The sequence below is a fragment of the Sphingopyxis sp. FD7 genome (genome assembly GCF_003609835.1).
Taxonomy (GTDB): domain Bacteria; phylum Pseudomonadota; class Alphaproteobacteria; order Sphingomonadales; family Sphingomonadaceae; genus Sphingopyxis.
On record NZ_AP017898.1, the window covers coordinates 2235585 to 2260172 of the forward strand.

25 protein-coding genes are annotated in these 24588 nt (G+C 65.7%); 15 read left to right on the forward strand and 10 right to left on the reverse strand.

The window, feature by feature from the left end:
• Positions 1-2: 2 nt before the first annotated feature.
• Positions 3-920, reverse strand: coding sequence for a DnaJ C-terminal domain-containing protein (locus SPYCA_RS10570; RefSeq protein WP_120220257.1), 918 nt, complete (start codon positions 918-920; stop codon positions 3-5).
• A 185-nt stretch (positions 921-1105) separates the two neighbouring features.
• Between SPYCA_RS10570 and pdxH the strand changes: the two genes are divergently transcribed.
• Both pdxH and SPYCA_RS10580 read left to right on the forward strand, forming a co-directional pair.
• Entirely contained in the window at positions 1106-1684 is a 579-nt protein-coding gene (gene pdxH / locus SPYCA_RS10575) for a pyridoxamine 5'-phosphate oxidase (RefSeq protein WP_232003271.1), read from the forward strand.
• Positions 1681-2502: a PhzF family phenazine biosynthesis protein gene (locus SPYCA_RS10580; RefSeq protein ID WP_120220261.1), complete on the forward strand. Its 822-nt coding sequence runs from the start codon at positions 1681-1683 to the stop codon at positions 2500-2502. The genes pdxH and SPYCA_RS10580 overlap by 4 nt, the downstream gene beginning before the upstream one ends.
• A 185-nt stretch (positions 2503-2687) precedes the next feature.
• Here SPYCA_RS10580 and SPYCA_RS10585 read toward each other — a convergent pair whose 3' ends face one another.
• Positions 2688-3845, reverse strand: coding sequence for a serine hydrolase domain-containing protein (locus SPYCA_RS10585; protein WP_331852499.1), 1158 nt, complete (start codon positions 3843-3845; stop codon positions 2688-2690).
• On the opposite strand from SPYCA_RS10585, the gene SPYCA_RS10590 reads away from it, so the two are divergent.
• The gene (locus SPYCA_RS10590) at positions 3844-4266 is read left to right on the forward strand and encodes a hypothetical protein (protein ID WP_172595039.1); all 423 of its coding nucleotides are present in this window, start codon (positions 3844-3846) and stop codon (positions 4264-4266) included. The two genes, SPYCA_RS10585 and SPYCA_RS10590, sit on opposite strands and share 2 nt — an antisense overlap.
• Before the next feature lie 41 nt (positions 4267-4307).
• On the opposite strand, the gene SPYCA_RS10595 is transcribed toward SPYCA_RS10590, so the two are convergent.
• The 5 genes from SPYCA_RS10595 to SPYCA_RS10615 all read right to left on the reverse strand — a co-directional run bounded on the left by SPYCA_RS10595 (position 4308) and on the right by SPYCA_RS10615 (position 7941).
• Complete coding sequence (locus tag SPYCA_RS10595; protein ID WP_172595040.1) at positions 4308-5096, reverse strand: AraC family transcriptional regulator; 789 nt, start codon at positions 5094-5096, stop codon at positions 4308-4310.
• Between the two features lie 214 nt (positions 5097-5310).
• On the reverse strand, positions 5311-6234 hold the full coding sequence (locus SPYCA_RS10600) for an alpha/beta fold hydrolase (protein WP_120222277.1): 924 nt from the start codon (positions 6232-6234) through the stop codon (positions 5311-5313).
• 143 nt (positions 6235-6377) lie between these two features.
• Positions 6378-7262: a pirin family protein gene (locus SPYCA_RS10605; RefSeq protein ID WP_120220267.1), complete on the reverse strand. Its 885-nt coding sequence runs from the start codon at positions 7260-7262 to the stop codon at positions 6378-6380.
• 23 nt (positions 7263-7285) lie between these two features.
• Positions 7286-7654: a DUF2200 domain-containing protein gene (locus tag SPYCA_RS10610; RefSeq protein WP_120220269.1), complete on the reverse strand. Its 369-nt coding sequence runs from the start codon at positions 7652-7654 to the stop codon at positions 7286-7288.
• Positions 7655-7662: 8 nt separating this feature from the next.
• Positions 7663-7941, reverse strand: a complete 279-nt coding sequence (locus SPYCA_RS10615; protein ID WP_443029479.1) for a BolA family protein — start codon at positions 7939-7941, stop codon at positions 7663-7665.
• A gap of 62 nt (positions 7942-8003) precedes the next feature.
• Between SPYCA_RS10615 and SPYCA_RS10620 the strand changes: the two genes are divergently transcribed.
• The 4 genes from SPYCA_RS10620 to SPYCA_RS10635 all read left to right on the forward strand — a co-directional run bounded on the left by SPYCA_RS10620 (position 8004) and on the right by SPYCA_RS10635 (position 11299).
• Entirely contained in the window at positions 8004-8597 is a 594-nt protein-coding gene (locus SPYCA_RS10620) for a DnaJ domain-containing protein (RefSeq protein WP_120220273.1), read from the forward strand.
• Between the two features lie 10 nt (positions 8598-8607).
• Positions 8608-9045, forward strand: a complete 438-nt coding sequence (locus tag SPYCA_RS10625) for an ester cyclase (protein ID WP_120220275.1) — start codon at positions 8608-8610, stop codon at positions 9043-9045.
• Positions 9046-9113: 68 nt separating this feature from the next.
• Positions 9114-10103 carry a cobaltochelatase subunit CobS gene (gene cobS / locus SPYCA_RS10630; RefSeq protein ID WP_120220277.1) on the forward strand — a complete coding sequence of 330 codons (990 nt, stop codon included), beginning with the start codon at positions 9114-9116 and terminating at the stop codon, positions 10101-10103.
• Positions 10100-11299 (forward strand): alpha/beta hydrolase, encoded by a 1200-nt coding sequence (locus SPYCA_RS10635; RefSeq protein WP_120220279.1) that lies wholly within the window; start codon positions 10100-10102, stop codon positions 11297-11299. The genes cobS and SPYCA_RS10635 overlap by 4 nt, the downstream gene beginning before the upstream one ends.
• 4 nt (positions 11300-11303) lie before the next feature.
• Here the strand turns inward: SPYCA_RS10635 and SPYCA_RS19710 are convergent, their stop codons facing one another.
• Both SPYCA_RS19710 and SPYCA_RS10640 read right to left on the reverse strand, forming a co-directional pair.
• On the reverse strand, positions 11304-11435 hold the full coding sequence (locus tag SPYCA_RS19710) for a hypothetical protein (protein WP_262926799.1): 132 nt from the start codon (positions 11433-11435) through the stop codon (positions 11304-11306).
• Positions 11432-12649 carry an MFS transporter gene (locus SPYCA_RS10640; RefSeq protein WP_120220282.1) on the reverse strand — a complete coding sequence of 406 codons (1218 nt, stop codon included), beginning with the start codon at positions 12647-12649 and terminating at the stop codon, positions 11432-11434. The genes SPYCA_RS19710 and SPYCA_RS10640 overlap by 4 nt, the downstream gene beginning before the upstream one ends.
• Before the next feature lie 191 nt (positions 12650-12840).
• Between SPYCA_RS10640 and cobT the strand changes: the two genes are divergently transcribed.
• From cobT to SPYCA_RS10680, 8 genes are all read left to right on the forward strand, one after another.
• Positions 12841-14664 carry a cobaltochelatase subunit CobT gene (gene cobT / locus SPYCA_RS10645; RefSeq protein WP_120220284.1) on the forward strand — a complete coding sequence of 608 codons (1824 nt, stop codon included), beginning with the start codon at positions 12841-12843 and terminating at the stop codon, positions 14662-14664.
• Positions 14665-14893: 229 nt separating this feature from the next.
• Positions 14894-15574 carry a hypothetical protein gene (locus SPYCA_RS10650; RefSeq protein ID WP_146625122.1) on the forward strand — a complete coding sequence of 227 codons (681 nt, stop codon included), beginning with the start codon at positions 14894-14896 and terminating at the stop codon, positions 15572-15574.
• 112 nt (positions 15575-15686) lie between these two features.
• On the forward strand, positions 15687-15929 hold the full coding sequence (locus SPYCA_RS10655; protein WP_120220288.1) for a BrnT family toxin: 243 nt from the start codon (positions 15687-15689) through the stop codon (positions 15927-15929).
• A complete protein-coding gene (locus SPYCA_RS10660; protein WP_232003272.1) occupies positions 15926-16219 on the forward strand; it encodes a BrnA antitoxin family protein in 294 nt (97 codons plus the stop codon). The genes SPYCA_RS10655 and SPYCA_RS10660 overlap by 4 nt, the downstream gene beginning before the upstream one ends.
• A gap of 544 nt (positions 16220-16763) precedes the next feature.
• Complete coding sequence (locus SPYCA_RS10665) at positions 16764-18410, forward strand: acetolactate synthase large subunit (RefSeq protein WP_120220290.1); 1647 nt, start codon at positions 16764-16766, stop codon at positions 18408-18410.
• 111 nt (positions 18411-18521) lie between these two features.
• Positions 18522-19955 (forward strand): aldehyde dehydrogenase family protein, encoded by a 1434-nt coding sequence (locus tag SPYCA_RS10670; RefSeq protein WP_172595041.1) that lies wholly within the window; start codon positions 18522-18524, stop codon positions 19953-19955.
• A 227-nt stretch (positions 19956-20182) separates the two neighbouring features.
• Positions 20183-21055 carry a UDP-2,3-diacylglucosamine diphosphatase gene (locus tag SPYCA_RS10675; RefSeq protein ID WP_120220292.1) on the forward strand — a complete coding sequence of 291 codons (873 nt, stop codon included), beginning with the start codon at positions 20183-20185 and terminating at the stop codon, positions 21053-21055.
• Positions 21052-22104: a glycosyltransferase family 4 protein gene (locus SPYCA_RS10680; protein WP_120220294.1), complete on the forward strand. Its 1053-nt coding sequence runs from the start codon at positions 21052-21054 to the stop codon at positions 22102-22104. The genes SPYCA_RS10675 and SPYCA_RS10680 overlap by 4 nt, the downstream gene beginning before the upstream one ends.
• On the opposite strand, the gene SPYCA_RS10685 is transcribed toward SPYCA_RS10680, so the two are convergent.
• Positions 22101-24500, reverse strand: a complete 2400-nt coding sequence (locus tag SPYCA_RS10685; protein ID WP_120220296.1) for a TonB-dependent receptor plug domain-containing protein — start codon at positions 24498-24500, stop codon at positions 22101-22103. The genes SPYCA_RS10680 and SPYCA_RS10685 overlap by 4 nt on opposite strands.
• Positions 24501-24588: the final 88 nt, after the last annotated feature.

The following is a 24588-nucleotide window of genomic DNA, read 5'->3' on the forward strand; positions in this document are numbered from 1 at the left end:
CATCACACGCCGAGGTCCGCCCGCACGTTGCGCGGATCGTTCCATTCGCCGAGCAGCTTGACCAGCGCAGCGTCGTCGGCGGGCAGGTCGACCATGATCCGCACCAGCTGGTCGCCGCGGCCGCCGCTCTTCTGGCTGAACCCCTTGCCCTTGAGCCGCATGACCTTGCCCGACGAGGAGCCCGCGGGGATCGACAGCATCACCGGGCCGTCGACCGTCGGCACCTTCACCTTCGCGCCCTTCACCGCCTCGGCCAGCGTGACGGGCAGGTCGAGGCGGATGTTGGCGCCGTCGCGCACGAAAAAGGGGTGGTCCTTGACCGTGATCGTCACGATCGCGTCGCCATGGCCGCCCGGTCCCGGCTGCCCCTTGCCGGCAAGGCGCATCTGCGTTCCGGTCTCGACCCCGGCGGGCAGTTTCAGGTCGATCGTGCCGCCATCGGCCAGCGTGATCCGCTGCGGCGCCTGCGTCGCCGCGTCGATGAAGGATACCGACAGGCGATAGGGGATGTTGGCCCCCTTCGGCGGCGGTGCGCTGCGGCCGCCGAACCCGCCGAAAGGCCCGCCGCCACGTCCGCCGAACAGGCCTTCAAAAATATCACCGAAATCGGCCCCGTCGTTGCCGAAACCGGAGAACCCGCCCTGCGCGCGCGGATCGCCCCGAAAGCCGCCGCCGCCATAGCCGAAGGGCATGGCCGGATTGCCGTCGGCGTCAATCTCGCCGCGGTCATATTGCGCGCGTTTCGCTTTGTCCGAAAGCAGGTCATAGGCCTTGGTCACGTCGGAAAAGCGTTCCGACGCCTTCGGATTGTCCTTGTTCTTGTCGGGGTGCAATTCCTTGGCGAGCTTGCGATAGGCGGACTTGATCTCGGCTTCGCTCGCGCTTTTCGTAACGCCAAGGGTGGAATAGGGATCGGCCATCTTGCTCCTGTAGCCTGATTAACGACTGGCCGTGAAGGCCCATTGCGCGGCCATGTGGGAATGTGCCGCAAAGTGGTCAAGTTCCCTCTCTCGCCCCGTCATCCCGGCGAGGGCCGGGATGACGATCATTTGAGGGCAGTGCCTTTTGCTCGACCATTTCCCGACGCCGCATTATGACCGCGCACATGAACGACGATCCCCTGGCCCTGTTCGACAGCTGGTTCGCTGAAGCGCGAGCGAGCGAGCCCAATGATTCCAACGCGATGGCGCTCGCGACGACGACACCCGACGGGCGCCCTTCGCTGCGCATGGTGCTGCTGAAAGGGCATGGGCCGGACGGTTTCGTCTTCTACACAAACCTCGACAGCCGCAAGGGCGGCGAACTGGCCGCGAACCCGCATGTCGCGCTGTTGTTCCACTGGAAATCGTTGCGCCGCCAGATTCGCATTGAAGGAAGCGCCACACCGGTCGACGACGCCACCGCCGACGCCTATTTCGCAACGCGCAGCCGCGACAGCCAACTCGGCGCCTGGGCGAGCGACCAGTCGCGACCGCTCGACAGCCGCGCGACTTTCGAGGCGCGCTTCGCCGAAATGCAGGCGCGCTTTGCGGGGCAGGACGTGCCGCGTCCGCCGCGCTGGTCGGGCTGGCGCGTGACGCCCGAACGCATCGAGTTCTGGCAGGACCGTGCGCACCGGCTCCACGAACGCACCCTGTTCGAGCGCGCGGGCGAGGGCTGGACGAAGGGATATCTATACCCATGAGCGCAGCCCGCCGCCTTCCGATCAGCCGCGTCGACGCCTTCGCCGACCGGCCGTTTACGGGCAATCCGGCGGCCGTGATGCCGCTTGACGAGTGGCTGGACGACGCGATCTTGCAGGCCATCGCGGCCGAAAACAATCTGTCCGAAACCGCCTTTCTGGTCCCCGACGAAAGCGGCGAAGCCGATTATGAGCTGCGCTGGTTCACCCCGACGGTCGAGGTTGCGCTGTGCGGCCATGCGACGCTGGCGAGCGGACATGTGCTGCTGTCAGCGGCGCAGTGGCGGAATGACATGCGCTTTCGCACGCGCAAGGCCGGTATCTTGCGCGTCGCCCGCGATGGCGAGGATGAGGGCTATCGGATGGCGCTGCCCGCCTGTCGGCCCCTGCCCAGGGCGATGCCCGACATCGTCCGCGCGCTGGGCGGTGATCCGGTCGAGACGCTGTGGCACGCGAACGGATATGCGCTGATCGTCTATCCCGACGCGGCGAGCGTGCGCGCGCTGAGGCCCGACTTTCGCGCGCTGAGCGAGGGCGGCGACATCCTCTATATCGCGACCGCGCCGGGCGTCGGCGACCCGTCGGGCGCCGACGTCGTCAGCCGCGCCTTTGCGCCCGGTGCCGGGATCGACGAAGACCCGGTCACCGGATCGGCGCACAGCGCGCTCACCCCCTATTGGACGGCGCGGCTGGGCCGCGAAGCCTTCGCCGCCTATCAGGCGAGCGCGCGCGGCGGCCACCTTGGCTGCCGCATCGACGGCAACATGGTCGAACTGACGGGCAATTGCGTCACCACGCTGGTCGGCGATTTTCTGCTGTAAATCGCTGCTCGAAGGCCGAGGTCCGCTTCGGGGTGGGGAGTGGACGTTCGCCTTATTGTTGTACCCCGGCGAAAGCCGGGGTCCAGGGCGCCCAGGAACAGGCGTTGGCTCATCCCGCTCTGGACCCGGCTTTCGCCGGGGTACGGCAACGATCGGTCGGAAGCAGTCAGCTCCCTAAAAGACGCTCAAAGCGCCGCGGTCAAATCGGCCAGATGGCGGCGTAGCGCCGGAAACTGATCGTCCTTGGTGACGCCCAGCCGCACGATCGTCACGCGCTGCGACGGGGAGACGATGATATATTGCCCCTGATGGCCGATCGCGGCGAACAGGTCGTTCGGGCCGCGATCGGGCCACAGCGCGGGCTGGGCGCCCGCCGGGCGGCGGCGGTTGAGCCAGATATGCCCGCCATAGCCGGCATCGTTCGCCGACGGCGCCAGCATGAAGTCGATCCAGCTTTCGGGGAGCAGCCGCTGGCCGCCCGCGACGCCGTCGTTGCGCAGGAACTCGCCGAACCGCGCATAGTCGCGCGCGGTCGCGTGCATGATCGATCCGCCGATCATCGTGCCCTTGGCATCGAATTCGGGTGTCAGGCTGGTCATGCCGAGCGGTTCGACGAGCCGCCCGACGATGAAGTCGCGCATCGCGTCACGCCGCGCCCCAGGGCTTTCAGACGGGGTCAGCGTGTCGGCGATGATGTCCGCCAGGATGATGCTCGTCGCCGAGCTGTAATTGAACACCTCGCCGGGCTGCGCCGCCGCGGGCTTGGCTTCGGCAAAACCCGCCATGTCGTCCGCGCCCCCGCCGAACAGCATCTCCACCGTGTCGCCGTCCCAGATGGGATCGCCATTTTCGACATGTTCGAGCCCCGACGACATGTGGAGCAGGTGGCGGAGCGTGATCGCGCCGCGCGGATCGCCGCTGCGCTGCCACGCCGCGACGGGCGCCGGACCGTCGAGCGACAATTGCCCGTCGGCCACCAGAAAGCCGGTGAGCACCGCGGTGATGCTTTTTGCCATCGACCAGCTGATGAGCTTGCTATCCGGGCCGAACCCTGCAGCATAGCGTTCATAGATCGGCTCGCCATCGCGCAGCACCAGCAGCGCGCGCGTCTGCCCGACCGCCTCGGCGTCGGTGAACAGCGCGTCGGCGCGGGCACGGATAGCCGCGGGCAAGGGGGGAAGCGCAGTCGTTGCGTCGGCCGCGGCCACATCGTCGAGCGACAGGCCGAACCTCGGCGCGGGCGCTGCCGGGGCGAGGCTGCCCTGCCCCGCCGCCTGCGTCAGCGACCAGGCGCCGAGCATCGCGAGGGCGGCACTTGCCAGCAGCCGTTTTTTCATCATCATGGGCCGGGTGAATAGCACCAACCCCGCCGATCCATCAACGGGCGCGACGCCCCCGCCCGCACCGCCACCTTCGCCCGGCCCGGTTTCGCCACGCAAAAAACCGAGCCGCTGGGGCGGATGCCTGCCGTGGGTGCTGATCGTCGGGGTGCTGCTCGCCGGGCTCGCGATCTGGCAATTCCCGGCGTTCAGGGCGCAGGCCGAACTCGGCGCCGCCTATGCCGCGCGCGTCGGCTGTTCGTGCCGCTATGTCCAGGGGCGCAGCCTTGAAAGCTGTCAGAGCGATTTCGAGCCGGGGATGGAGATGGTGTCGCTGAGCGAAGACCCCGACACGAAAACGGTCATCGGCAGCGTCCCGCTGCTCGCATCGCGCAGCGCGCGCTATGCGGGGGCCAGCGGCTGCCTGCTCCGCCCGGAGAGTTAGGGCCGACAACGACCAGTCGGATCGGTGCCTCTTCAGCCCGGTCAAACTGCCGCGCCTTCGACGTCGGGCAGGATAGCCGAACGATGACGCCGCCGCCACTCGCCCGGCGACATGCCGATCTTGCGGCGAAAGACCGCGCACAGATGCGCGTGGCTCGAAAAGCCGGTGGCAAATGCGATCTCGGCGATCGACAGCGGGCGGTTCATCAGGAACCAGCAGGCGCGGCGCAGCCGCTGGCGCAGCACATATTGCGCGGGCGTCCGCCCCGTCGCGCGCGCGAAATGGACGATCAGGCTGTTGACCGACATGCCGGCCTCGGCCGCCATATCCTCGACGGTCAGCGGCATTTCGAGCTGCGTCTGGATGAAACGCATCAGCTGGTTGATGCGATCGCCGATCGCGGGCGGGTCGGGGCGCCCAGCCATTCCGGCCAGCGTTTCGCGGAGGATGGTGACGAACGGGTCGGCGGCCGCGGCATCGCCGGCCGCGAGCGCGCGGCCCAGCGCCGCCAGCGTCAGATCGTGATGCGCGGCGAGCGCGCGGGTGCCCGGCGCGACAGTCAGCCGCGAGCGCGGGATTTCGATGTCGATATAACGCGCGCCGCCGCCCTTCGCTTCGGCGCGATAGACGCGCCCCGCAGGGATCAGCCACATCTCGCCCGGCAAGGGATCGCCAAGCGATGTGCGCTGCCCATCCTGCCAGGTTTCAAGCCAGTGATAGCTTCCGGCCTCATAGAGGATCAGCGCGTGGACATCGCGTTCGATCGTCCAAGTCGACGGGCCATCGATCCGATCGGTGATCGAGGCGACCCTGAGTCCTCCCACGTCCATGACAGGAATATGGCAGGAATGGGAGAATCTGAAAGCCTGCCATATCGGCCGATAATATGGTTTACTCGCCCCACCGAAAGTCTTCGGCCCTGGTCGCAACCGGGTGATTTCGGGTGCGGCAAAAGATGATTTCGCGTGCCCCAGACACGCAAGCACAGACCCCCCCAACGGCGGGCGGCTCATGGGCCGCCCGCCAATTTTTTCGGCGATCCGCTCAGTCTGGCGCGAGGAAGGAATCGATCGCCGCATTGACGGCGTCGGGCGCATCCCATGGCACGAAATGCCCGCAATCGGGCACCTTGACGATCGTGACCGCCGGGACGAGTTCGATCATGCCGTCGAGATTGCACGGCGGCAGCGCGACATCGTCGAGCGCCCAGATCACCAGCGTCGGGATATTGAGCGTGGGAAATGGCGTCGCGGGCGGATCGGCATAGGGGTCGTCCATCGCGGGCACCGCGAGCGGCGAGGCGCGATACCAGTTGACCATCGCGCGGCAGGCGTCGCGATCCTCCCAATCATTGAGCAGGCGGCCGATCTCATCGGCGGGTTGCAGCCCGCCGCTCGGCACCTTTCCCGCAAAGGCGTGGGCGAGCAGGCCCGCAATGCCGTGGTCGGCGATGATCGCATCGCTCGCGGGGTCGCGAAAGATGCGGATATACTGGCTCGCGGCACGCTGTTCGGCGTTGGTGGCGAGCAGGCGCTGAAAGATTGCGGGGTGCGGCGCATTGGCGATCACCGCGCGCGTCACCCGCCCCGCCCACCCCGGATGCAGCCCGCCCGGCTGACCGCCCAGCGCAACCCCCCAGGCAATCGCCCCGCCCCAGTCGTGGCCGACGATCGTGAAGCTGTCGACGCCGAGCGCGTCGGCAAGCGCGAAGATGTCGGCGATCAGCTTGTCGGGGGTATAGGCGTCGACCTCCGGCGGCTTCGACGACCCGCGATAACCGCGCTGGTCGGGAGCGATGCAGCGGAAGCGCCCCGCAAAATGAGGAAGCTGGTGCCGCCAGGTGCGGTGCGATTCGGGAAAACCGTGCAGGAAGATCAGCGCGGGCGCCTCGCGCGGCCCGATATCGACCACGTCGAGTTCGATGCCGGTCGAAAGCTTCACTCGCTGTTGCTCGAAATCACCGATCATGCGCATCGCTCCTTTGGTTTCGTTTCAAAACCAATCTGGCGGCGATCGGCGCGGCTGGCAAGCCGCAACAGGTGCCGAGACGCCGATGGCGCGCGAGATCAACGGGCGGTCTGCTTTGCGGTGGAGAGCGGACCCTGCCCCTTTTAAGGATAACTCACCGTCATCGGCACCTCGGGGATGGGGATATACTCCTCGCTGTCGCCGGGAACGAGGGGGAAGCGTCCCTCTTTCCAGTCATGCTTCGCCTGGTTGATCCGGTCGCGCGAGGAGCTGACAAAGTTCCACCACACATGGCGCGGCGTCGCAAAAGCTTCGCCGCCGAGCAACATCACGCGCGCATCGCTGGTCGCACGCAGCAGCATCGGCTGCCCCGGCTTCAATATATAAAGGCTGTGCCGGTCGAGCGCCTCGCCATCGAGGCTGGCGTCGCCCAGCGCCACCAGCACAGCGCGCTCGTCGGCCTCGGCGTCGATCGGGATCGTCGCCCCGGCGTTCATCAATATGTCGGCATAGATGGTGGCGCTGTGCTGGGTGATCGGCGATGTCGCGCCCCACAGGCTGCCCATGATGATGCGCGCCGAAACGCCATTATCCTCGACCAGCGGCAGCTCGTCCTTCGCGACATGCTCGAACGCCGGATCGACCTCTTCCTTGCCGTCGGGCAGCGCGAGCCAGGTCTGCATCCCCGAAATCGCCGATCCGGTGGCGCGCTCGGCCGATGGCGTGCGCTCCGAATGGACGATCCCGCGCCCTGCGGTCATCAGGTTGCACGCACCGGGGCGGATCGTCGCATAGGTGCCGAGGCTGTCGCGATGGTCGATCGCGCCCTCGAACAAATAGGTGACGGTGGCGAGGTTGATGTGCGGGTGCGGCCGCACGTCCATGCCCCGCCCGATGTCGAAATGCGCCGGGCCGAACTGGTCGACAAAGATGAAGGGGCCGACCATCGTGCGCGCCTTGTTGGGCAGGGTGCGGCGCACCTCGAACGCGCCGATGTCGTGGGTCGCGGGGGTGATGACGTCAAACATTGCGAGTCCTTTCGGCGGTTGGCTCAGCTGTCGGCGGGTCCGGGCGCGCGCAAAATCTTTTCCATCGCCTTGCCCTTTGCGAGTTCGTCGATCAGCTTGTCGAGATAGCGGATCTCGCGCATCAGCGGTTCCTCGATATTTTCGACGCGGACGCCGCAGATGACGCCCTTGATCCGGTCACGCGCCGGATTCATTGCGGGCGCATCGGCAAAGAAGGTCCGAAAATCGACCCGCTCGGCGATCCGGGCGTCCAGTTCCTCCTGGCTATAGCCGGTCAGCCAGCGGATGATCGCGTCGACCTCTTCCCTTGTGCGGCCCTTGCGCTCGGCCTTGGTCACATAATGCGGATAAACGCTCGCGAAGCTCATGCCATAGATGCGATGCTCGGCCATTCGAGCCTCTATTCGCCCGGCGCCGTCGCGCGGATCGCGAGCGCGTGGACGCGCTGCCCCGGCAGGTCGCCGAGTGCCTTGTTCACCATGCGCTGACGCATCACCCGGTTCATGCCCTGAAAGCCCGCCCATTCGATGCTCAGGCTGAAATGCGATTCGCCGCTGCCGTCGTCGCCCGCATGGCCATGATGTTTGGCGCTGTCGTTGCTGAGGGCGAAATGGGCGTCGGGAAAGGCTGCGGCGAGCAGGCTTTCCATCTCTTGCTGTACGGGGCCTTTGCTGCTCATGGGGTTGACCATAGGCCCAACGTCGCCAAATTATAAGACCTCCCACAACCCGAAAGCCCGTTTTGCCGTCCTCCTCCCGCCCCGCCCGTTTTCATGGCCGCGTGCCGCGCGAGGCGCCCTGCGCGGTGCCCGGCTGCCGCGAGCCGGGCGAGTTTCGCGCCCCCGCCTCGGCGCACCGCTCGCCCGACGGCCCGCCGCCCTACCGCTGGCTGTGCCTCGACCATGTGCGCGAGTTCAACGCGGGCTATAATTTCTTTGAGGGGATGAGCGCCGATCAGATCATGGCGGCGCAATCGCCGACCGCCGGATGGGAAACCGAAAGCCGCGCCTTCCGTGCCGCGGGCAGCGCCGACCTGCCGCCGCGCTGGGCCGATTTCAGGGATCCGATCGACGCGCTCGGCGCGCGCTTCCGGCAGCGGATGGAGGAAGCGCGGCGCGAGGCGGCCAATCCCGGCCTGTCGCGTGAAGAACATGCCGCGATGCGGTTGATGGGCCTTGCCGCCGATGCCGACCGCGCCGCGCTCCGCCGCCGCTACAGCGAGCTCGTCCGCAAATATCATCCCGACCGCAACGGCGGCGATCGCCGATTCGAAACGCGACTCGGCGAAGTGGTTGAGGCCTATCAATTGCTGAGGAAGACCAAGGCATTCGCATAGGAGACGCGCGATGACCGAACTGGACGAAGCACGGATCGCGGTGGTGCGACGGCACATGGCGCTCGAAATCGCGCACGACTGGGACGGCGTCATCGCGACCTTCGACCATCCACGCTATGAGCTGATGGGGCCCGGCACCGTCTTTGACGGCGAAGCGGCGGTGCGGTCCTATTTCGCCGCGTCGCGCGAGCCCTTTCCCGACCAGGCGAATGAGGTGATCGCGATCGCCGCCGACGCGGCGAGCGACAGTGTGCTCGTCGAATTCTGGCTCACCGGTACGCATCTGGGGCCGCTGAAGCTGGGCCTGCGCACGATCGAGCCGACCGGCAAGGCGTTTCGCATCCGCATGGCGGCGAGCTTTGAATTCGCGCCCGGCAGCGACAGGATCGTCTGCGAGCGCCCCTATTACGACCAGTCGGCGGTGATGAAGGCGCTCGGTCTCCTCTGAAAAGGCGTTGCAAGGCGCAACCCATGACGATACCGCGGCCGCTCCTCTCCTTGCGTTGGACCCCTGCCATGACCGATATCCCGAACAGCCTCCCCGACCATCACGGATCGACGCTGCTGGCAGCGCCCGACACCGAGGTCGACGCGCGCGAGATGTTCGGCGTCGACATCGACATGAAGGTGCCGGCATTCAGCGAAGCCGACGCGCGCGTGCCCGACCTTGATCCGGCGTACGTCTTCGACGGCGACACGACGCTCGCGATCCTCGCGGGCTTTAAATACAACCGCCGCGTGATGGTGCAGGGCTATCACGGGACCGGCAAGTCGACGCATATCGAACAGGTCGCGGCGCGGCTCAAATGGCCGTGCATCCGCGTCAACCTCGACGCGCATATCAGCCGAATCGACCTCGTCGGCCGCGATGCCATCGTGCTGCGCGACGGCCAGCAGGTCACCGAGTTTCGCGAAGGCCTGCTCCCATGGGCGCTCCAGACGCCCACGGCACTCGTCTTCGACGAATATGATGCGGGGCGCCCCGACGTCATGTTCGTGATCCAGCGCGTGCTCGAGACCGAGGGCAAGCTGACCCTGCTCGACCAGAATCGCGTGATCCGCCCGAACCCCTGGTTCCGCCTCTTCTCGACCGCGAACACCGTCGGGCTCGGCGACACGAGCGGACTTTATCACGGGACGCAGCAGATCAACCAGGGTCAGATGGACCGCTGGAACATCGTCGTCACGCTCAATTATCTGCCCGCGACGACCGAAGCCGAAATCATCCTCGCCAAGGTGCCCGATACCGACGAGACGACGATCGCCAATATGGTCAAGGTCGCCGACCTGACGCGCCAGGGCTTCATCAACGGCGACATTTCGACCGTGATGTCGCCGCGCACCGTCATCAGCTGGGCGCAGAACACCGCAATCTTCCGCAATATCGGCTTTGCCTTCCGCCTGTCTTTCCTCAACAAATGCGACGAGGCCGAACGGATGATCGTCGCCGAATATTATCAGCGCGTGTTCGGCGAAGATTTGCCCGAGAGCGTCGTCGCGCGGTGATACCCGTCCGCCAGCTGGCGGCGGCGTGCGGAGCCGCGCTCGCGCTGTCGGGGTGCAGCATCGCTGCGGTCGATTATGGCAAGGTCCGCCACGCCGCCTATATCGCCGACCCGCGCTGCACCGCGCAGCCCGGCGCGGCGGTCGACGGTGAAGCGTTGCCCTATTTCTTCGCGACGAGCCGCCTGCCCGATTGCCGCGGCGACCCGATCGAACTGCTCCATCACCGCGGCGACCGTGTGCGCTTTGGCCGCTTCGACGCGCCGCGCGACATCGTTGTGGGCAGGAAAAAGCGCTTCCTGCCCCCACTCGCCTTTCAGGCCGCGCCCGACTGGTGGCGCGCGTTGCAGGCCGAAACCGACCGGCGGCAGGGCCGTGTGCTGCTCTATGTCCACGGCTATCGCGAGAACTTCTCGACCACCTCGAAGGACGCCGCGCAGATCGCACGGATGACCGGCTTTGACGGGCCGATCATCGAATATAGCTGGCCGTCGCAGGGCAGGCTTTTGAGCTATGTCGTCGACGAAACGAACATGTATCACGACGTTCGCAATTTCCGCGATTTCCTGAAAAGTCTCGCCGAACAGGATTGGGTCAAGGAAATCGTCATCGTCTCGCACTCGCTCGGCGCACGGCTGGTGATCCCCGCGGTCGCCTATGTCGACCGCGCGTCGAGCAGCGCCGACAGCAGCAATATCTCCAACATCATCCTCGCCTCGCCCGACATCGACCGCGAGACGTTCGAGCGCGACATCGAAGCCGAAGTGCTGTCGGCGCGGCGCGTCGCGAACGACCGGCGGATCACCATCTATGCCTCGCGCGCCGACAAGGCGCTCGCGGCATCGCGCGCGATCCACGGCTATCCGCGATTGGGCTCGCCCTATTGTTTCGACCCGTTCGAGGCGGCCGACCTGAAAGCGAAGGGGCTGCCCGAACGCTGCTATCCCGCGGCGCTCGCCGGGCTGACGGTGATCGACACCACCGATGTGTCGCGCGGATCGACGGGGCACAGCAATTTCCTGCTGAGCGCGCCCGCCTGTCGCGATTTCATCGACGTCGTCGCGGGAAAACGCACGCGGCCCGAGCGCGTGGCGACGCCGTGGGCGCATGTGTTCCGGCTGGAACCCGACCCGGCGTTGACGAAAGAGCGGCACGAAGCGATCTGCCACCGTACCGCCGAAGTCGGCGACGAGCGCTAAGCGACTAAAAGCCGCACATCACCGCAAAATCGGCAAGCCACACGACCGGCCCCTCACCGGTCCACAGCCACAGGCCGCCGACCGCGATCGCGGCGAACAGCGCCAGCGCAATCACGTCCTGCCGCGCCAACTTCATGCCGCCTGCAACCGTTTGACCGGCGCGTCGGCGATCGGCAGGTGGACGAGCCCCGCGAACAGCCCGAGCGCGATCGCGAAACCCCAGGCGATATTATAGCTGCCCGTCGCGTCGAAGATCAGCCCCGCCATCCACGCGCCGAAGAAGCTGCCGATCTGATGGCTGAGGAACACAATGCCGTAGAGCATCGACAGGTGACGGACGCCGAAGATGCGCCCGACGATCCCGCTGGTGAGCGGGATGGTGCCGAGCCACAGGAAGCCCATCGCACCCGCGAAGGCGAGCGCGCTCGCATGGCTGAGCGGCAGGAACAGGAAGAGCGCGATCACCGCCGAGCGCGCGGTATAGAGCGCCGAGAGCACATATTTCTGGCGCAGCACATCGCCCGCGCGGCCGAACACATAGGAGCCGAGGATGTTGAACAGCCCAACGAGCGCCAGCACCTGCGCGCCAATCTCGATCCCCAGCCCCTTGTCGTCGAGATAGGCGGGCAGGTGCGTCGCGATGAAGGCGATATGGAAACCGCACACGAAAAAGCCCGCGTTGAGCAGCCAGTAGCCGCGGTGGACCGCCGCCTCGCGCAGCGCCTCGCGCGCGCTCTGTTCCTCGATCGCCAGCGTAGCCGAGCCGTCGGGCCGACCCGCGACGCCGATCGCGAGCAGGCCGCAGAGCGCAACCAACCCCGCCATGATCCACAACGTCTGCTGATAGCCGAGATCACCAAGCAGCATCGAGGCGAAAGGCACAACGAGAAACTGTCCCAGCGATCCCCCTGCGGTCACGATGCCAAAGGCGGTGCTGCGTCTTTCGGGGCTGACGACGCGGCCGACCGCGCCGAGCACGACAACAAAGGTCGTCGCCGACTGCGCCATGCCGATGAAGATGCCGAAGCTGATGTGCAGCCCGATCGCATCGGTCGCAAATGCCGCGCCGATCAGCCCGAGCGCGTAGAGCAGCGCCCCCGCGAGCACGACCCGCCCTGCGCCATGCTTGTCGGCGAGCGCGCCGACGAACGGCTGGACCAGCCCGAAGAGCAGGTTCTGGAGCGCCATCGCGAGGCCGAAGTCCGACCGGCTGATGCCGATATCGACGCTCATCTGCGGCAGGAACAGCCCGAACGACTGACGCACGCCCATCGCCAGCGTGACGATGAAGGCCGCGCAGGCGATGACGATCCACGGCCGCTTCATGGGGGAGAGTGCGGGGGAGGACATATGCGGCGGATGCGCCCACGCCCGCGCGGCGTCAAGCGAGCTTAGCTAAAGCCCCGCTTACTCCTCCTTTCGTCACCCAGGACTTGATCCGGGGTCCATTCGGCGGGTGAGGCCATGGACCCCGGATCAAGTCCGGGGTGACGATGAAAGGGATTTCTTCGTCATCCAAAGCTGGTTAGAGCCGACTCGAAATGACCGCTCAATCCCCCCTCGACGATTTCAAGGCCGCGCTGTCGAGCGTCGCGCGCGCGGTGACGCGCGATGCCGAGGTCGAGGTCGGCTTTACCGCCGACGCGCCCGCGCAGGTCGGCAAGGCGATCAAGGTGCCGACGCCGTCGCGCACGCTGCCCGCCGATCAGGTCGCCGAGGCGCGCGGTTTCGCTGACTCCTATGCGCTGCGGATGAAGCATCACAGCGACAAGATCCACAATGCCGCGCGCCCCCTCGAACCCGCCGCCGCCGCCGCCTTCGACGCGATGGAGCGCGCGCGGATCGAGGCGCTGGGCGCGCGGCATATGGCGGGAATGCGTGGCAACCTCGCCGCCAGCCTTGCGATGCGGATGCGCTCGGACCCGATCAGCCGCGCGCAGGATCGCGCCGATGTCCCGATGTCGAGCGCGCTCGAACTGATGCTGCGCGAGGCGCTGACCGGCGAACGCGCGCCGCAGGGAACCGAAACCGGCCTGTCGCTGGTGCGCGAATGGATCAGCAAGGAAGCGGGCGGCGACCTCACCGCGCTGTCGATGCTGCTCGACGATCAGGCGGCGTTCGCCGAAACCGCGAAGCTCGCGCTCCGCCACCTCGACCTCATCCAGAGCGACGAACCGCTGGAGGAAGGCGCCGAGGATGGCGGCGAAGACGATCAGACCGAAGCCGAAGACGCGCCGGAAGAGCAGGACAGCGAAGACGGCGGCGCCGGCGAAAGCCAGGTCGACGCGCGCGCCGAAATGGCGGGCGATCAGGCCGACGACGGCGACAGCGACCCCGACGCGCAGGAAATGGAGGCCGACGGCGAACCCGAAATGGGCGGCGAAGGCGATGAGGGGATGCTGCCCGTGCGCCCCAACCGCCTGCCGAGCGACATTCCCGACTTCAATTACCTCCGCTTCACCGAGAAGCATGACGAAATCGTCGCCGCGACCGAGCTGTGCGACGCCGACGAACTCGCCCGCCTGCGCGCCTATCTCGACCAGCAGATGACGCATTTGCAGGGCGCGGTGACCAAGCTCGCGAACCGGCTCCAGCGCCGCCTGATGGCGCAGCAGAACCGCGCGTGGGATTTCGACCAGGAGGAAGGCCAGCTCGACGCCGCGCGCCTTGCGCGCGTTATCGTCTCGCCCGGCCAGTCCTTGAGCTACAAGATCGAGCGCGACACCGACTTCCGCGATACCGTCGTCTCGCTGCTCATCGACAATAGCGGCTCGATGCGCGGCCGCCCGATCAGCATCGCCGCGATCAGCGCCGACATTCTCGCGCGCACGCTCGAACGCTGCGGCGTCAAGACCGAGATTCTGGGCTTCACCACGCGAACGTGGAAGGGCGGGCAGAGCCGCGAGGACTGGCTCGCCGCGGGCCGCCCCGCGCACCCCGGCCGCCTCAACGACCTGCGCCACATCATCTACAAGCCCGCCGACGAACCCTATCGCCGCGCGCGCAAGTCGCTGGGGCTGATGATGCGCGAGGGGCTGCTGAAAGAGAATATCGACGGCGAGGCGCTGATGTGGGCGCACAGCCGCATCATCCATCGCCCCGAGGAACGCCGCATCCTGATGGTGATTTCGGACGGCGCGCCGGTCGACGACAGCACCTTGTCGGTCAACCACGGCGCCTATCTCGACCAGCATCTGCGCCAGGTGATCGACTGGATCGAAAACCGCTCGCCGGTCGAACTCTGCGCGATCGGCATCGGGCACGACGTAACGCGATACTACAGCCGCGCCGTGACGATCATGGACGCCGAGCAGCTGGGCGGCACGATGGTTGAGCAATTGGCGGGGCTGTTCGACGTCGATTGAGGGGCGGTTGGTGGCGGGTTACCGGAATAGCCGCGATTGCTTGTATGCCAAGTTCGCGATGATCTGGACGGCTGCGTCGAGAAGGTGAAGCGGTGGATGTCAGGCGACAGTGCTTGAAGTCCCTTTCTAATGGTCAGGGATTATCCTCCGCAGGGAGTCATGGCCATTTGAAAGGAATCGTATGGCAGTATCTTGCCTAAGCCAGATTGACTGGGATGCAATGGGCTCCATGCTATCGGGGCTCGCCGCCTGGGGTGGCGTCGCGGCGGTCATCTGGGCTGCGAAGCAAGGGCGAGATGCTGTTGCTGATTGGAGGGCGCAAAAGCAACTTGAGCGGCAAATGGATACCGGTGAGCGGGTATTGACCGCTGCATATCGCGCCAAAGACGCACTCGAAGGCATTCGCGGAAACTTCATTTCGGCAGCAGAACTGAGCCGTGCCGAAGCAAAACTGGTCGAAGATGGTTTCGATCTAAAGGCCCAACCGCCCGAACGCGCGAAGCGCCTTTGCACGGCGCAGGCAATATACCATCGAAGCAATGCGACTCACGAAGACTGGAATGCTCTATATTCCGTGATGCCGTTCGCGACTGCTTTCTTTGGTAAGGACGAAGAGGAGTGCCTCAGGACGATTGCTCATCAGCATCGGATTGTCCTTGTTGCGGTCGAATCCTATGTTGATGACCATGACAGCAGTGATCGCGATTTCACTCGTAAGCTGAGAGCAGACATGTTCCTGGGACGAGGAGAAGACGACCCCGTAGCAGCCAAGGTAAACCAAGCGGTCGCCAACTTGGAATCGAAGATCATACCCCTTCTTCGCAACGATTTCGCTGCCTCGGCTGTTGGAAGGGCTAAGGCCATGTCAAAGGCCGAAGCGGTTTCCGCAGCGGTCAACGCTGGACCGTGATCCAACACCGATGCTGGCAATTACGGCGATGGTGTGGACAACGCTCCGTCGCGCAGTATCTGTATATACGCATACTTGACCCCCACACATTATGTATATACAATAACCCTCAATGATCCTCTGGGACGAATCGAAGCGGCAGATCAATCTCGCCAAGCACGGGTTCGATTTCGCCGATTTGTCGGAAGAGTTTTTCCTGTCGGCTCAGGTGATCCCGGCGAAGGGCGGTCGGCATATGGCGATCGGGCGCCTCGACGATGGAACGATTGCGGTGGTGTTCGCCCTGCTCGGCACCGAAGGGGTGTCGGTGATCTCGATGCGCCACGCCAGCAAAAAGGAAAGAGGCCTGTTATGACGATGACCGGACGTCCGAGCGAAAAGGAAATCCAGCGGATGATCGCCAGCGATCCCGACGCGCCCGAAGCGACCGACGAGCAACTGGCGCAGGCGCGCCCCTTTGCCGACGCCTTCCCCGCGCTGGCGGACAAGATGCGCCGGAATGTCGGCGGACGGCCGAAAGCCGACAAGACCAAGGTCGCCGTCTCGATCCGGCTCGACTCCGAAGTGCTCGAAGCCTTCAAGGCTGGCGGCCCCGGCTGGCAATCGCGCATGAACAAGGCGCTGCGCAAGGTCGCGGGGATATGACGTTATCGCGCCGGTCAGCTAGGCCATGTGGGAGGGATTGAGGCTCAAGTTTACTTAACGTCCCACCGCCGAAATCTCCTGTCCTACACCATCGCCCCGCGCTAGCTTCGGCTCATGCGCCATGCCCCGCCCCGTCTCCTGAACCAGACACCCGCGGCGATGGCACCGCACGCGATTTCGCTTAAAGCCACAAAGGAGACATTTTCGGCGCGCCCATGCGTATCCTTTGTCGCTTTAAGCGCGGCCGCGCACTCCGACCGAAGACGCGCTCAGCACCGATTCCGAGTGAAGTTGCGCAGTTTTCCGCGCCTTTCGAAAATCTCCTTTCCCTCTGCGCTCTTTGCGACCTCTGCGCGAATCTTATCCAATGCGACCGAAGACACCCCGCGTGACAACCTCTTCCCCCCTCGTTACAAATCCTGCGTGATGCAGCAGGGACTCGCGGGCTTATGACGGGCGCCGCTGCAACGACAGGATGCCGAGGGGTCGCCGGCATGATCTGGGGCCGCACCATGACGGTGCGCGGCTTGAGGGGGCGACACGCATGAAAAAAGCATCCGACCTGTTCATCGAATGCCTGGAAGAAGAAGGCGTCGAATATATTTTCGGCGTTCCGGGCGAGGAAAATCTCGATTTCCTCGACAGCCTGTCGCGGTCGAAGAAGATCAAGCTGATCCTGACGCGCCACGAACAGGGCGCGGGCTTCATGGCCGCGACCTACGGCCGGCACACCGGCAAGACCGGCGTCTGCCTCGCGACGCTCGGCCCCGGCGCGACCAACTTCGTCACCGCCGCCGCCTATGCGCAGCTCGGCGGGATGCCGATGATGATGATCACGGGGCAAAAGCCGATCAAGAAATCGAAGCAGGGGCGCTTTCAGATCCTCGACGTCGTCGCGATGATGTCGCCGATCACCAAGTTCACGCACCAGATGGCCTCGTCGGACAATATCCCCAGCCGCGTGCGCGAGGCCTTTCGCCTCGCGGAGGAAGAAAAGCCCGGCGCGGTGCATATCGAGCTGCCCGAGGACATCGCCGACGAACACACCGATTCGACGCCGCTCAAGCGCAGCCATTCGCGCCGCCCGAACGCCGACAGCAAATCGATCCGCGAAGCGGTGAAGGCGCTCGAAAAGGCGAAATCGCCCGTGCTGGTGATCGGCGCGGGAGCGAACCGCACGATGACGAGCCGGATGCTGCTGCAATTCATCGAAAAGACCGGCATCCCCTTTCTGACGACGCAGCTCGGCAAGGGCGTGATCGACGAGCGGCACCCGAAGTTCCTGGGCTGCGCGGCCTTGTCGGCGGGCGACTTCGTCCACCGCGCGGTCGAGGCGTCGGACTGTATCGTCAACCTGGGCCATGATGTGATCGAAAAACCGCCCTTCTTCATGCAGCGCGGCGGGCCGACGGTGATCCATGTGTCGACCAAGACCGCCGAGGTCGATCCCGTCTATTTCCCCGACATCGAGGTGATCGGCGACATCGCCAATGCGGTGTGGCAGATGAAGGAGGATATCGTCCCCAACGGCGGCTGGACGTTCGACCATCTGCTCGCCTATCGCCAGGCCGAGGTCGCGCATACGGCGCCGCTCGCCAGGGACGAGCGTTTTCCCATCTTTCCGCCCTATCTTGTGCAGCAGATCCGCGACGCGATGCCCGACGACGGGATCATCTGTCTCGACAATGGCGTCTATAAAATCTGGTTCGCGCGCGGCTATACCGCGTGCAAGCCGAACACGGTGCTGCTCGACAATGCGCTCGCGACGATGGGCGCGGGGCTGCCGAGCGCGATGATGTCGGCGATGCTCTATCCCGACCGCAAGGTCATGGCGATCTGCGGCGACGGCGGCTTCATGATGAACAGCCAGGAGATGGAGACCGCGGTGCGCCTCGGTCTCAATCTCACCGTGCTTATCCTCAACGACAACAGCTATGGCATGATCCGCTGGAAACAGGCGAACATGGGCTTCAAGGATTGGGGCCTGACCTATGGCAACCCCGATTTTGTCAAATATGCCGAAAGCTATGGGGCGAGCGGCCACCGCGTCGAAAGCGCCGCGCATCTCAAAGCGCTGCTCGCGCATTGCCTCGACACGCCGGGCGCCCATCTGATCGACTGTCCGGTCGATTATTCGGAGAATGACCAGATTTTGAATAATGACATCAAGAGGCTGTCGAAGGAGCTTTGACCTTTCGCCCCCTGCACCCCGGCGGAAGCCGGGGTGCAGAGCGTCCTTGCGCAACCGTCGCGCGTTCCAGCCCTGGACCCCGGCTTTCGCCGGGGTACGGAGATTTGTAAAATGAAGTTGAAAGACGTCTACCCGCTTTACCTCAACAACAAGGCGGCGCAGCCGAACAGCGACCTGGTCGTGACCGACAAGTTCACCGGCGAAGTCGCGTTCCGCACCGCGCTCGCGACCCCCGACGTCATCGACGAGGCCATCGCGGGCGCCGTGCGCGCCGCCGAGCCGATGGCGCGGCTCGCGAGTTACGAGAAACGCGATGTGCTCAGCCATTGCGTCGCGCGCTTTCAGGAGCGGTTCGACGAGCTCGCCTATGCGCTGTGCGTCGAGGCGGGCAAGCCGATCGCCGATTCGGAGGGCGAGGTTACCCGCCTGATCGACACCTTCCGCATCGCCGCCGAGGAAGCGACGCGCAATTATGGCGAGGTCCAGCCGCTCGACATTTCGCCGCGCGCGAAGGGCTATATGGGGATGTGGAAGCGCGTGCCGATCGGGCCGTGCAGCTTTATCTCGCCGTTCAACTTCCCCTTGAACCTCGCCGCGCACAAGATCGCGCCCGCGATCGCGATGGGTTGCCCGTTCGTGATGAAGCCCGCATCGCTGACGCCGCTCGGCGCGATCATCATGGGCGAGGTGCTCGCCGAATGCGACGTTCTTCCCGAAGGCGCGTTCAGCATCCTGCCCGCGAGCCGCGACGGCGCCGACCTGTTCACGACCGACGCGCGATTGAAGCTGCTCTCCTTCACCGGATCGCCCGGCGTCGGCTGGGAATTGAAGGCCAGGGCGGGCAAGAAAAAGGTCGTGCTCGAACTCGGCGGCAACGCCGCGGTGATCGTCGACCGCGACGCCGACCTCGATCATGCGCTCGAACGCATCATCTTCGGCGGCTATTACCAGTCGGGGCAAAGCTGCATCCATGTGCAGCGCGCGATCATCCATGCCGATGTTTACGACCGGTTTCGCGACATGCTCACCGCGCGGGTCAAGACGCTGAAATCGGGCGACCCCAAGCATCGCGACACCTTCATCGGCCCGATGATTTCGGTCAGGGAAGCGCAGCGGCTCAAAGGCTGGATCGACGATGCGGTCGCGGCGGGCGCCACGCTGCTGGCGGGCGGCGGGTGCGCGGGCAATATGCTGGAGGCGACGTTGCTCGAAAATGTCCCCGCCGACACCGATGTCGTGCGCGAGGAGGCCTTTGGCCCGGTCGTCATCCTGTCGCGATTCACCGACTGGGACGCCGCGCTGGCCGAGGTCAACGACAGCAAATTCGGGCTCCAGGCGGGGCTCTTCACGCGCGACCTGCACAAGGTGCTGGCGGCGTGGGATCATCTCGACGTCGGCGGCATCGTCGTCAACGATGTGTCCTCCTATCGCGTCGACAATATGCCCTATGGCGGGGTCAAGGACAGCGGACTCGGCCGCGAAGGCGTGCGCTTTGCGATGGAAGACATGAGCGAAATCAGGAACCTGGTCATCCGGCGGGTCTGATTCTGAGCTTCATCATTGCGAGCGTAGCGAAGCAATCCAGAGCGGTTTACGCGGGCTCTGGATTGCCGCGTCGCGTTCGGCTCCTCGCAATGACGAGGATAAAATCGCTCCCTCCGTCACTAAACCGCCTTCAAACCGTCCCCGAACCGACGCGGTTTTGAATCGCACAGTGTAACAAATCTCCTGTCTAGGCCGGGGGCAGCCAAAGGCTGCTTACGGAGTGTGACATGGCATCGATCTCGACCCTGCCGATCCCAGCCCGCTTTGCCGACCCTTTCACGAGCGAACCGCATATTCCCGAGCGCGTGATCGGCGAACGGCGGAGCTATCGCACGATATGGGTCAGCGACATCCATCTGGGGACGCGCGGCTGCAACGCACCACTGCTGATCGACTTTTTCGATCATGTGGATTGCGAGACGCTCTACCTCGTCGGCGACATCATTGACGGCTGGCGGCTCAAGAAGCGGCATTTCTGGCCGCCCGAGCATAATGACGTCGTGTGGCGCGTGCTCAAGCGCGCGAAACGCGGCACGCGCGTCGTCTATGTCCCCGGCAACCATGACGAGATGGTGCGCCCGTTCGACGGCTTCGATTTCGGCGGCGTCGAAATCCGCCGCGAGGCGATCCACGAAACCGCCGATGGCCGCAAGCTGCTGATCGTCCATGGCGACGAATTCGACGCGGTGATGCTGGCGCACCGCTGGCTCGCCTTCGCCGGCGACGCCGCCTACACCGCGCTGATGAAGTGCAACGTCGTGGTCAACTGGGTCCGCCACAAGCTCGGCCTGCCCTATTGGTCGCTGTCGATGGTCGCCAAGCACAAGGTCAAGAACGCGGTCCAGTTCATCGGCCGCTATGAGGAAGTCGTCGCCCATGCGGCGCGCTCGCGCGGCGTCGACGGCGTCGTGTGCGGCCATATCCACAGCGCGGAAATGCGCGAGATCGAGGGCACCGAATATTATAACGACGGCGACTGGGTCGAGGGTTGCACCGCGCTGGTCGAACATCATGACGGCACCATGGAAATCCTCCACTGGGCAAAGGAAGTCGCCGCGCGGAGCGCGCCGACCCCGCTCGCACTGCCCGCCGCCGCATGAGGATATTGATCGTCACCGATGCGTGGGAGCCGCAGGTCAACGGCGTCGTCCGCACGCTCCAGGCGACGATCGGCGAGCTGCGCGCGGCGGGGCATGAGGTCGGCGTCATCTCGCCCGACCTGTTCCGGTCGGTCCCCTGCCCCTCCTATGCCGAAATCCGCCTCGCCTTCGCCGGGCGGCGCGCGGTCGGGCGCCGGATCCGCGCCTTTGCTCCGCAGGCGATCCATATCTCGACCGAAGGGCCGCTCGGCCTCGCCGCGCGGCGCTGGTGCCTCGACAACGCCTTCCCCTTCACCACCGCCTATCACACGCGCTTTCCCGAATATGTCGCGGCGCGGCTGCCCGTCTCACCCGCCTTCGTCTGGCGCTTCATCCGCTGGTTCCACCGCCCGGCGCGGCACATCATGGTCGCGACGCGCAGCCTGGCGCGCGAGCTCGCCGGTCAGGGGCTGACGCAGACGATGATGTGGGAACGCGGCGTCGATCATGCGCTGTTCCGCCCCGACCGCGGGCCGCATCCCGCCTTTGACGGGCTGGCGCGCCCGATCCAGCTCTATGTCGGCCGCGTGGCGGTCGAAAAGAATATCGGCGCTTTCCTCGATTGCGATCGACCGGGCACGAAAGTCGTCGTCGGCGACGGCCCCGCGCTCGCCGAATTGAAAGCCCGCCATCGGGGCGCGCTGTTCCTCGGCAAGCTCGGCGGCGAGACGCTCGCTTCGGCCTATGCGGGCGCCGACGTGTTCGTCTTTCCAAGCCGCACCGACACCTTCGGCCTCGTCGTGATCGAAGCCCTGAGCTGCGGCACGCCGGTCGCTGCCTATCCGGTGCCGGGGCCGGGCGACATCGTCACCGACGACGCGGGCGCGCTCGACGAAGACCTTGGCCGCGCGATCGACCGCGCGCTGACGCGCGACCGCCGCGACGCCGCCGCGCTCGGCGCGCGATACAGCTGGGCAAGCTGCACCGCGCAGTTCGCACGCGCGCTGTCCTTCGTTCCCGTCGGCTCCGCTTCGGAGGTTGAGGTCGGCACCGCGGGCGTCGTCGCCTAGAAAGTCTTGCGCCACTCCAGTTCGATATAGCGGCCGAGCGGGTCGATATAGCCCGGCTGATAATTGAGCGGGACCACGCCGTTTGCGTCGGTGATTTTGCGCTGGGCGTCGAAGACATTGTCGATGGCAAGGCGGAGGCGCGAGCCTTTGAGGAAGGGGAGCGCGCCCGTCAATTTCGGCTGCTGGTCGAGGTTGACGAAGAAGCGCAGGTTGAAGGTCGCGAGGTCGCCGAAGTCAAGATCGCCCGCACTGCCGCCGGTCACCGTGCTGCCGCTGTCATATTTCGCGCTCAGCCGCACGCCCATGCCCTTGTGGAAGACGCCGCCGTCGAGTTCGAGGAGGTGGCGGTTCGACCCGCCGCCGCTGCCGGTCGCCGAGCCATCGAGCAGGTCGAGTTCGGGCACGCCGGGACGGATGAGCACCGTGTCGGTGAGCTTTACCGTGTGATAGAGCGAGACCTGCCAGCGCCCGCCCTGCGGTCCGCCGAACATGCCGCCGGGACCGCCGCGCATGCCCGCGCGCGGGCCGCCGCGGCGCGGAGCGCCGACGCCGGGACCGCCACGCTCGCCGCGCGGTCCGGCGCGCTGTTCGGGCTGCCCGAAGCTCTTGCCGAAGTTGAGACCCCAGCGGATCTGCGAATTTTCAGCGCGGTCGAAATTGACCGGCCGCTGGTCGAGCGCGACGAGCACGCCGTTCGCGTCGCGCGTCACGCGGTCGGGAAAGGCCGCCTCGATCTCCGGGGTCAGCAGGGGAAAGCTGTTCGCGGTGTCATAGCTTTTGTTGTGGTTGTAATTGACCGACAGATTGAGCCCGTCGATCATCGGCGGCGACCAGTTGAGCCCGAGTTTGAGGTCGCGGCGCCGTTCGGCGAGCAGCAAGGGATTGCCGCCGGTCGTCGTCGTGATCTGCACCGTCTGGCCGGTCGAAAAGTCGTAGTAGGTCACCGCGGGCGTCACCAGCGGCGCCGCGCCAAGCTGCTGGATGCCCGGCGCGGCCTCATCGCTGTTGAAGCTGGCGATCAGCGACAGGCTGTCGGTGACGCCCCAGTTGAGGTTCGCGCCCCAGCTTTTGAGCGCGTCGAAATCGCTGGGATTCTGAACCTGTCCGCTCAGCGTCAGCGACAGGGTGCCGATCTTGCCGACCTCGTAGTCGGGATCGAGCAGCGGCACGGTCAAGGAACCGAACACGCCGGGCAGGTCGCGCGACAGGTCGGTGGTGGTCACGCCGTCGGCGCGCTCGGACCGGCTGTCGAAGCGCAGCCCCGAATAGCTGCCGGTCATCGACAGGCGGATCGGCCCCGCCCAGCCTTCGGTCACCGTGCCCGACAGGTTGGCGCTGCCGCCGAATGTCCGCTGGCTGCTGTCGAAGCGGTCGACCGAACCGTCGATGCGATCGGTGAAGGTCCGCTGATCGGCGTCGGCATAATTGCCGGTGACCGACCAGCGCCAGTCGCCGAGCATCCCGTTGACGCTGGCGGTCGAGGTCAGGTTGCGCGCGCGGCTGTCGCGTTCCAGCGGATCGGCCACGCCGCCGGAACCGGGGCCGAGCAGCGACAGCGTATCGGTCTGGTCGAGCCTGAGGTTGATCGACGCATCGGTCGTCTTGCTGAGGCTGCGCTGAACCGTTGCGTCGATGCGATATTCATCGGACGCGCCGAGCAGACTGCGCGCGGGTGCTTCGGCCGCCTGCGCCGGGTCGTCATAATCGAGGTCGCGCTCGCTTTCGCGCAGCATCGACTTGCGTTCCCAGCCCGCGTTGATGTTGATCCGGCCGTTTTCGGTAATCGCGAGGAAGCTCGGCTCGATCTCGCTCTGAAAGCGGCCGCCCTCGGTCGGGACGCCGCCTTCGGCCTCGACCGAAACCTGCCGGAAATTGGGCTTGAGCACCAGATTGACCACGCGCTCGTCAGCCGAATAGCCATATTGCAGCGCGACCTCTTCGGGGAACACCTCGACCTTGGCGATCGCTTCGGGGGGCAGGTTGCGCACTTCGCCGAAACCGCCGATGCGGCGCCCGTTGACCAGGATGATCGGCCGCCCGCTGCCGCGACCGCGCCCCGAGCGCGTCTGCGGCGCCAGCGCGTCGAGCAGTTCGGAGACGTTCGACACGCCATAGCTGGCGATCGCGGCTTCATCGAGTTCGGCCTCGGCCCGGATGTCGGTGTCGAGCTGGCCGGCGAGGCGCGGCGCGGTGACGACGATCTCCTCCTCGGCATAATCGTCATAAGCGTCCTCGACCGTTTCGGGCGCCGCCGGGGCCTGGTCGGCGGGCTGGTCGGCCACCGCGGCGGCGGGGGGCGGACCGACCGGCGCCTCCGCCAACGCGGGCAGCGCGAGCGACGCCCCGGCCGCCAGCAAGGCAGCGCGCGCGGAAAGGGAGAGACGGGCATGGTTCATGGGGGAGGGCCTTGTTTCTTTTCTGTCCTGGTTTTTCATTTGCATGGCGGGGGCTTAACCCCCGCTGACGCCGGATTTCGTGCGGCGT

Excerpts from the sequence above, each read along its gene's own strand:
- SPYCA_RS10570 (WP_120220257.1), bottom strand. The coding sequence starts at position 920 with ATGGCCGATCCCTATTCCACCCTTGGCGTTACGAAAAGCGCGAGCGAA.
- pdxH (WP_232003271.1), top strand. The coding sequence starts at position 1,106 with ATGAACGACGATCCCCTGGCCCTGTTCGACAGCTGGTTCGCTGAAGCG.
- SPYCA_RS10580 (WP_120220261.1), top strand. The coding sequence starts at position 1,681 with ATGAGCGCAGCCCGCCGCCTTCCGATCAGCCGCGTCGACGCCTTCGCC.
- SPYCA_RS10590 (WP_172595039.1), top strand. The coding sequence starts at position 3,844 with ATGGGCCGGGTGAATAGCACCAACCCCGCCGATCCATCAACGGGCGCG.
- SPYCA_RS10585 (WP_331852499.1), bottom strand. The coding sequence starts at position 3,845 with ATGATGATGAAAAAACGGCTGCTGGCAAGTGCCGCCCTCGCGATGCTC.
- SPYCA_RS10595 (WP_172595040.1), bottom strand. The coding sequence starts at position 5,096 with ATGGACGTGGGAGGACTCAGGGTCGCCTCGATCACCGATCGGATCGAT.
- SPYCA_RS10600 (WP_120222277.1), bottom strand. The coding sequence starts at position 6,234 with ATGATCGGTGATTTCGAGCAACAGCGAGTGAAGCTTTCGACCGGCATC.
- SPYCA_RS10605 (WP_120220267.1), bottom strand. The coding sequence starts at position 7,262 with ATGTTTGACGTCATCACCCCCGCGACCCACGACATCGGCGCGTTCGAG.
- SPYCA_RS10610 (WP_120220269.1), bottom strand. The coding sequence starts at position 7,654 with ATGGCCGAGCATCGCATCTATGGCATGAGCTTCGCGAGCGTTTATCCG.
- SPYCA_RS10615 (WP_443029479.1), bottom strand. The coding sequence starts at position 7,941 with ATGAGCAGCAAAGGCCCCGTACAGCAAGAGATGGAAAGCCTGCTCGCC.
- SPYCA_RS10625 (WP_120220275.1), top strand. The coding sequence starts at position 8,608 with ATGACCGAACTGGACGAAGCACGGATCGCGGTGGTGCGACGGCACATG.
- cobS (WP_120220277.1), top strand. The coding sequence starts at position 9,114 with ATGACCGATATCCCGAACAGCCTCCCCGACCATCACGGATCGACGCTG.
- SPYCA_RS19710 (WP_262926799.1), bottom strand. The coding sequence starts at position 11,435 with ATGAAGTTGGCGCGGCAGGACGTGATTGCGCTGGCGCTGTTCGCCGCG.
- SPYCA_RS10640 (WP_120220282.1), bottom strand. The coding sequence starts at position 12,649 with ATGTCCTCCCCCGCACTCTCCCCCATGAAGCGGCCGTGGATCGTCATC.
- cobT (WP_120220284.1), top strand. The coding sequence starts at position 12,841 with ATGACCGCTCAATCCCCCCTCGACGATTTCAAGGCCGCGCTGTCGAGC.
- SPYCA_RS10650 (WP_146625122.1), top strand. The coding sequence starts at position 14,894 with ATGCTATCGGGGCTCGCCGCCTGGGGTGGCGTCGCGGCGGTCATCTGG.
- SPYCA_RS10655 (WP_120220288.1), top strand. The coding sequence starts at position 15,687 with ATGATCCTCTGGGACGAATCGAAGCGGCAGATCAATCTCGCCAAGCAC.
- SPYCA_RS10660 (WP_232003272.1), top strand. The coding sequence starts at position 15,926 with ATGACGATGACCGGACGTCCGAGCGAAAAGGAAATCCAGCGGATGATC.
- SPYCA_RS10665 (WP_120220290.1), top strand. The coding sequence starts at position 16,764 with ATGAAAAAAGCATCCGACCTGTTCATCGAATGCCTGGAAGAAGAAGGC.
- SPYCA_RS10670 (WP_172595041.1), top strand. The coding sequence starts at position 18,522 with ATGAAGTTGAAAGACGTCTACCCGCTTTACCTCAACAACAAGGCGGCG.
- SPYCA_RS10675 (WP_120220292.1), top strand. The coding sequence starts at position 20,183 with ATGGCATCGATCTCGACCCTGCCGATCCCAGCCCGCTTTGCCGACCCT.
- SPYCA_RS10680 (WP_120220294.1), top strand. The coding sequence starts at position 21,052 with ATGAGGATATTGATCGTCACCGATGCGTGGGAGCCGCAGGTCAACGGC.
- SPYCA_RS10685 (WP_120220296.1), bottom strand. The coding sequence starts at position 24,500 with ATGAACCATGCCCGTCTCTCCCTTTCCGCGCGCGCTGCCTTGCTGGCG.